Raw genomic sequence first — 5397 nt, forward strand, 5'->3', positions numbered from 1 at the left:
GGCGGTTTCCACACCATGCATCACCGCCACTGAATAAGGGTTGAGGATATCGGCCACCAGCATGCCGATCAGGCGCGTCTGGCCGCGCTTCAGCCCACGGGCCATCTGGTTGGGACGGTAGCCGAGGCGCTCGATGACCTCGGCCAGGCGCTTGGCGGTGGCTTCGGCCAGCAACTGGCGGTCGCCACCGATGTAGCGCGAAACGGTGGCCTTGGAGACGCCAGCGACACGCGCAACTTCGCTGATGGTGACCCGTTCGCGGTGATGGGCAGGCGCGTCGGTCATGGGCAGTCCTTATGATTGTTGTGGTAGCGATGAAACCGGTTTCAATACAGCAAAAGTATGCGTGTTCGTCAACATTTAGTTGGGCTGGGGCGTTTAATTTTGGGAGCGGCATGGCGGTTTTCATAGGGAATGCATCAGGCCTGGCAGGTGTTTGCCACAAGAGATGCAGCGCCTATGAGATCGAGCGCCGCCCGCGCGGCGCTTCGCGGGTAAACCCGCTCCCACATTTGTTGCAACGTGGCCATGCCTGTAAAAGCGGCGTTTCCCGCCTTGGTGCATGACTCAAGGCGAGCGTGGCGGCAGATGCGCCAGCCATGAAATCGCGTCGGCCCGACAAGGCTGGCAACCATGGCCTGACAGGTTTGGTACGTTGCAACAAATGTGGGAGCGGGTTCACCCGCGAAGCGCCGCGCGGGCGGCGCTCGATCTCACAGGCGCTGCACATGGCGCGGCAGGCTACTGTCAGCCCTGATGCAACCTTAGCGAAGCGCTTTCACATCACCTGCACTGACAGCATCCCCTTGGTTCCCCCAGCTACTCCGAATGAAATTCACCACTTCAGCAACCTCCTGGTCACTCAGCCGCCATCCAAACGCCGGCATGGTGAAGTTCGACGGCGCGGTGTGCGTCGCCGGTATCGTGCCGCCTGCCAGCACCACATGAATCAGCGACGTGGCATCCGCCGTCTGCACCACCGGGTTGCCAGCCAGGGCCGGGAACACCCGGGTATAGCCCTGGCCATCAGTGCGGTGGCAAGCCGCGCAGTTGTCGATATACACCGCCGCGCCCGGCTTGCTGTCGTCCCCTTGCCATAGCGCCTGCGCCACCTGCTTGTCATACACATGCGGCTTGTCGTCAGGGTTGCTCGGCGGCAATGTCTTCAGGTAACGGGCGATGGCTGTCAGGTCGGCATCCGTCATGTGCTGCATGCTGTGCTCGACCACGTCGCTCATGCCGCCAAACACCGCGCTGCGGTCGCTGCGCCCGGTCTTCAGAAACTGCACCAGCTGCGCTTCGCTCCAGCTGCCCAAACCGTCCTTGTGGTCACCACGCAGGTTCTTCGCAATCCAGCCCTCCAGCGGCGCGCTGCCAGCCAGGAACTGCGCGCCATCCTCTGCACTGAGTGCTTTCTCCTGCATGGTCAGCGCGCGCGGCGTATGGCAGGCGCCACAGTGCCCCAGGCCTTCGACCAGGTACGCCCCCCGGTTCACCACCGGGTCGGCTGCCGTCGATGCCTGCCACGGCCTGGCCTCTGGTGCAAACATCCCGCGCCAGATCGCCAGCGGCCAGCGCATGCTCAACGGCCACGGGATATCCGTGGCCTTGTTCGCCTGTTCGACCGGCTCCACGCCCCTCATGAAATAGGCGTACAGCGCCTGCATATCCTGCTCGCCGACCCGCGCGTACGAGGGGTATGGCATTGCCGGATACAGCGTGCTGCCGTCCTTGCCGATGCCCCTGCGCACGGCCTGGTCGAAGTCTTCGAAGCTGTACTGGCCAATGCCGCTGGCCGACGGGGTGATGTTGGTCGAGTACACCGTACCGATGGGAGTTTCCATCGGCAGCCCGCCGGCGAACGGCTTGCCGCCCTTGGCGGTATGGCAGGCCACACAGTCGCCGGCACGCGCCAGGTACTCGCCCTGACGCACCAGGGCGTCTTCATTGGCGGTGGCCTGTGCCGTTGCACTGGCGCCCAGCAGCAGGGTTGCGATCAACAGTGTCTTCATGTTCATCGCTCCTCAAGCCTGGACCAGCGGGCCGGGGTTTTTCAGGTACTGCTCACGAATGGCGCGGGCTGACCAGTAGGTCAGCGCGGCCACCAGCCCGGTCGGGTTGTAGCCCAGGCCCTGCGGAAACGCCGATGCCCCTGGCACGAAAACGTTATGCACATCCCAGCTTTGCAGGTAACGGTTCAGCGCGCTGGTCTTCGGATCGGTGCCCATGATCGCCCCGCCGTTGAGGTGGGTGGTCTGGTAGCTGGCGGTGTTGAAGTGGTCCTTGACCTGCTTGCCCAGCACGGCAATGGCTTTGGGGTTCATTGCCTGGGCGATCTTGCTCAGCTTGTCGACCATGAACTGGTTCATCCTGATGTCGTTTTCCTGCCAGTCGAAGGTCATGCGCAGCAGTGGCTGGCCGTAGGCGTCGCGGTAGGTCGGGTCGAGGTCCAGGTAATTGCCACGGTACGACTGGTGAGCGCCGTGGGCGTCCATCGAGACCTGGTGGGTGTAGTAATCGGCCGTGGCCTTTTTCCAGGCGCTGCCCCAGGCTGGTGTACCGGGCGGGTTGGCGGTGCCGGCAATCGGCCGGCTGCCGGCCTGGTTCACCCACATCGGCGAGCCACCGACGAAGCCGTGGGGGCCGTGGTCGAAGTTGTCGGCGTTGAAGTCATCGATGGCGATGCCGTTGCCACCGGCGCCGATGAAGTTGTTGGTGTAGGTGTCCTTGTCAAAGAACGCCTTGACCGTACCCATGTTCTGGTAGGCGAAGTTACGGCCGACCACGCCTTCGTTCTGCACCGGGTCATAAGGCTTGCCAATGCCGGACAGCAACATCAGGCGCACGTTGTTGAACTGGAACGCGGCCAGGATCACCAGCTCTGCCGGCTGTTCCACTTCGCGCCCCTGGGCATCGATGTAGGTCACGCCGGTAGCCTTGCGCTTGCTGTCGTCCAGGTTTACCCGCAGCACGTGGGCGTCAGGCCGCAGCTCGAAGTTGGGCACCTGGCGCAACGCGGGCAGAATGTTCACGTTGGGCGAGGCCTTGGAGTACATGTAGCACACGTAACCGCTGCAGAAGCCACAGAAGTTGCAGGGGCCCATCTGCGCCCCGTAGGGGTTGGTATACGGGCCTGAGGTGTTGGCCGACGGCAGGTTGTAGGGCTTGTAGCCCAGGCTGCTGGCGGCCTTTTCGAACAGCCTGGCCGACACTACGTTCTTCTGTGCAGGCAGCGGGAACGCGCTGGAACGGTCCGGCGCATAAGGGTTGCCGCCCTTCCCTTCACCGACCACCTGGCCCTTGACCGTCCAGGCCTGGCCGGAGGTGCCGAAGACCTTTTCGGCAAAGTCGAAATACGGCTCCAGCTCTTCATAGCTGACGCCAAAGTCCTGGATAGTCATGTCTTCGGGGATGAACTTGCGGCCGTAGCGCTCTTCGTAGTGGCTGCGCATGCGCAGCTCGACCGGGTCGACCCGAAAGTGCACACCCGACCAGTGCAGGCCCGCGCCGCCTACGCCTTTACCTGGCAGGAAGGCGCCGAGCTGGCGATTGGGCAGCGCCACGTCATGCGCGCCGTGGCGGATGGTGACGGTTTCTTTCGACACATCGACAAACAGCTTCTTGCGCACGCTGTAGGTCAGCTCGTCGATCACCTGCGGGTAGCTGCCTTGCGGGTACGTGTCCTGCATCGGCCCGCGTTCCAGGGCCACCACGTGCAGGCCAGCTTCGGTGAGTTCCTTGGCCATGATGGCGCCGGCCCAGCCGAAACCAACGATCACCGCATCCACTTTTTTCAACACAGTCGCCATGCCTCAGGCCCTCTCACCGCGAATCGAAACAGCCGGGAACGGGTACGGTTCATTGCGCTCGACCCAGTCCATGAAATCGGCGCGGGCACCCGGGAAGCCGATCTGGGTCCAGCCGACCATGCCCTTGTTGCCACCGTGGATCGGGTCGCAGAAGAACCCTTCACGGGTGTTCTGCACCAGCAAGCTGAAAAACACCTTGGCCGGGACGGTGTCGAAAAGCAGCTCTCCAGCCTCGACTTTGCTGAGAATACGGTCGCGGGTAGCGCTATCTTGCGCAGCAAAAACCTGACCGCCATTGGCCTTGCACCAGCCATCCACGGCGGCGATGCCCAGGCGGTAGATCTGCTGGGGGCTGAGTTGCAACTGGTAGCCCATCTCGGGGGCAGCATCGGCGTTGAACGGGCCGTGCATGTACCACTGCGCGCCCGTCGCATAGGGGGTGTTCATCTGCCGGTCGATGAATTCGGCGGCGCCGGCTTCGAGCGCGCCGGGGCCCAGTTCGTCCGCCGGGATGATGCGCGACACCGCGGCCTGCACAAAGGCCCATTCTTCAGCGCTGAAGAAGGTCGGCTGGTAATGGCCCGCCGGTGGAGCGGCAGGCACTTTGGGCTCGGGCTGCGGGGCGGCAAGCAGTTGGCTGGCACCTGCCCCTAGCCCGGTACTGGCCACGGTAACGACCGGGATCAGGGTCAGGGTCTTGCGCAGGAAATCCCTGCGCGGGTTGTCCGGGGCATGCTCAGGCATTGGAATCCTCATCGGCTGTGGCGGCCTTGACAGGCGCCATCTGTTTTTCAATGTGGGTGTTGATCTTGATAGGCCATCAAGAAGACAGCCGAATAATCTAACGCGTTCAGAAATGTTTTGAAACCGGTTTCATGCTTGACATCTTGGCAAATGAACATTCAGGGGAGCTGTCGGGCCAAGGTTTTTTTCACATGCAGCTCACTGTGTATCAACATCCCGCTGCCTACAGTGCCCCCGCTCTCGTATCCAGCGAGCAAAATGGAGTGGCAACATGCAGCATGGCGTTCTCGGCAATTCCACCGTTTCACGGCTTGCGCAGGCTGCCACCGGACTGCACCTGTCTCAGAACCCTAACGTATACCCCACAATCACCCGGTTCTCGTCCGCCGCATCGGCAAAGTTCGAGCGCATGCTCGCGTTGCGCCAGCGCAGCGATACATTCCTGAGCAGACCTGACTGCACCACATAGGTGATATCCGTGGTCCGCTCCCACTCCCGGCCTTCGCCACCGCGGGCCGCCAGCGCCCTGCCCTTGGCGCTGGCAATGCGCTGTGGGTCGACCTGGTCACCCGTCACATAGCGCACGTTGAAAGTGAGCCCCGGGATGCCTAGCGCCGCGAAGTTGTAGTCGTAACGCACCATCCACGCCCGCTCGTTGGCCAGCGCGAACGTGCTGACCTGCTGCTCGCTGAACAGGTAGGTATCGGTCCCCCCGACGTAGGCATACGCCGTATCGCCACGGCCTTTCTGATACCCCCCACTCAACGTGTGCCCGCGGACGCTGTAGCCGAAGTTGGTGCTGAGGGTCTGGTTGTCGACCTCACCCAGCAGCGCCCGGCCCTGA

Annotated in this window: 4 protein-coding genes and 1 pseudogene; all 5 read right to left on the minus strand. The window is 62.9% G+C overall.

The window, feature by feature from the left end:
• Positions 1-285, minus strand: a pseudogene (gene ptxS, locus HP547_RS13190) (transcriptional regulator PtxS); the annotation flags it as partial.
• 479 nt (positions 286-764) lie between these two features.
• Positions 765-2012, minus strand: coding sequence for a cytochrome c (locus tag HP547_RS13195; RefSeq protein ID WP_172286516.1), 1248 nt, complete (start codon positions 2010-2012; stop codon positions 765-767).
• Positions 2013-2024: 12 nt separating this feature from the next.
• Positions 2025-3809, minus strand: a complete 1785-nt coding sequence (locus HP547_RS13200) for a GMC family oxidoreductase (RefSeq protein WP_172227830.1) — start codon at positions 3807-3809, stop codon at positions 2025-2027.
• A gap of 3 nt (positions 3810-3812) precedes the next feature.
• Positions 3813-4553, minus strand: coding sequence for a gluconate 2-dehydrogenase subunit 3 family protein (locus HP547_RS13205; RefSeq protein ID WP_172227828.1), 741 nt, complete (start codon positions 4551-4553; stop codon positions 3813-3815).
• A gap of 342 nt (positions 4554-4895) precedes the next feature.
• Positions 4896-5397: OprD family outer membrane porin (locus HP547_RS13210; RefSeq protein WP_172286517.1), on the minus strand; the 502-nt coding region annotated here is incomplete at its 5' end.

This window comes from Pseudomonas sp. CM27 (assembly GCF_013179515.1).
GTDB lineage: Bacteria > Pseudomonadota > Gammaproteobacteria > Pseudomonadales > Pseudomonadaceae > Aquipseudomonas.

Coding starts and splice junctions, on each gene's coding strand:
- HP547_RS13195 (WP_172286516.1), bottom strand. CDS start 2,012: ATGAAGACACTGTTGATCGCAACCCTGCTGCTGGGCGCCAGTGCAACG.
- HP547_RS13200 (WP_172227830.1), bottom strand. CDS start 3,809: ATGGCGACTGTGTTGAAAAAAGTGGATGCGGTGATCGTTGGTTTCGGC.
- HP547_RS13205 (WP_172227828.1), bottom strand. CDS start 4,553: ATGCCTGAGCATGCCCCGGACAACCCGCGCAGGGATTTCCTGCGCAAG.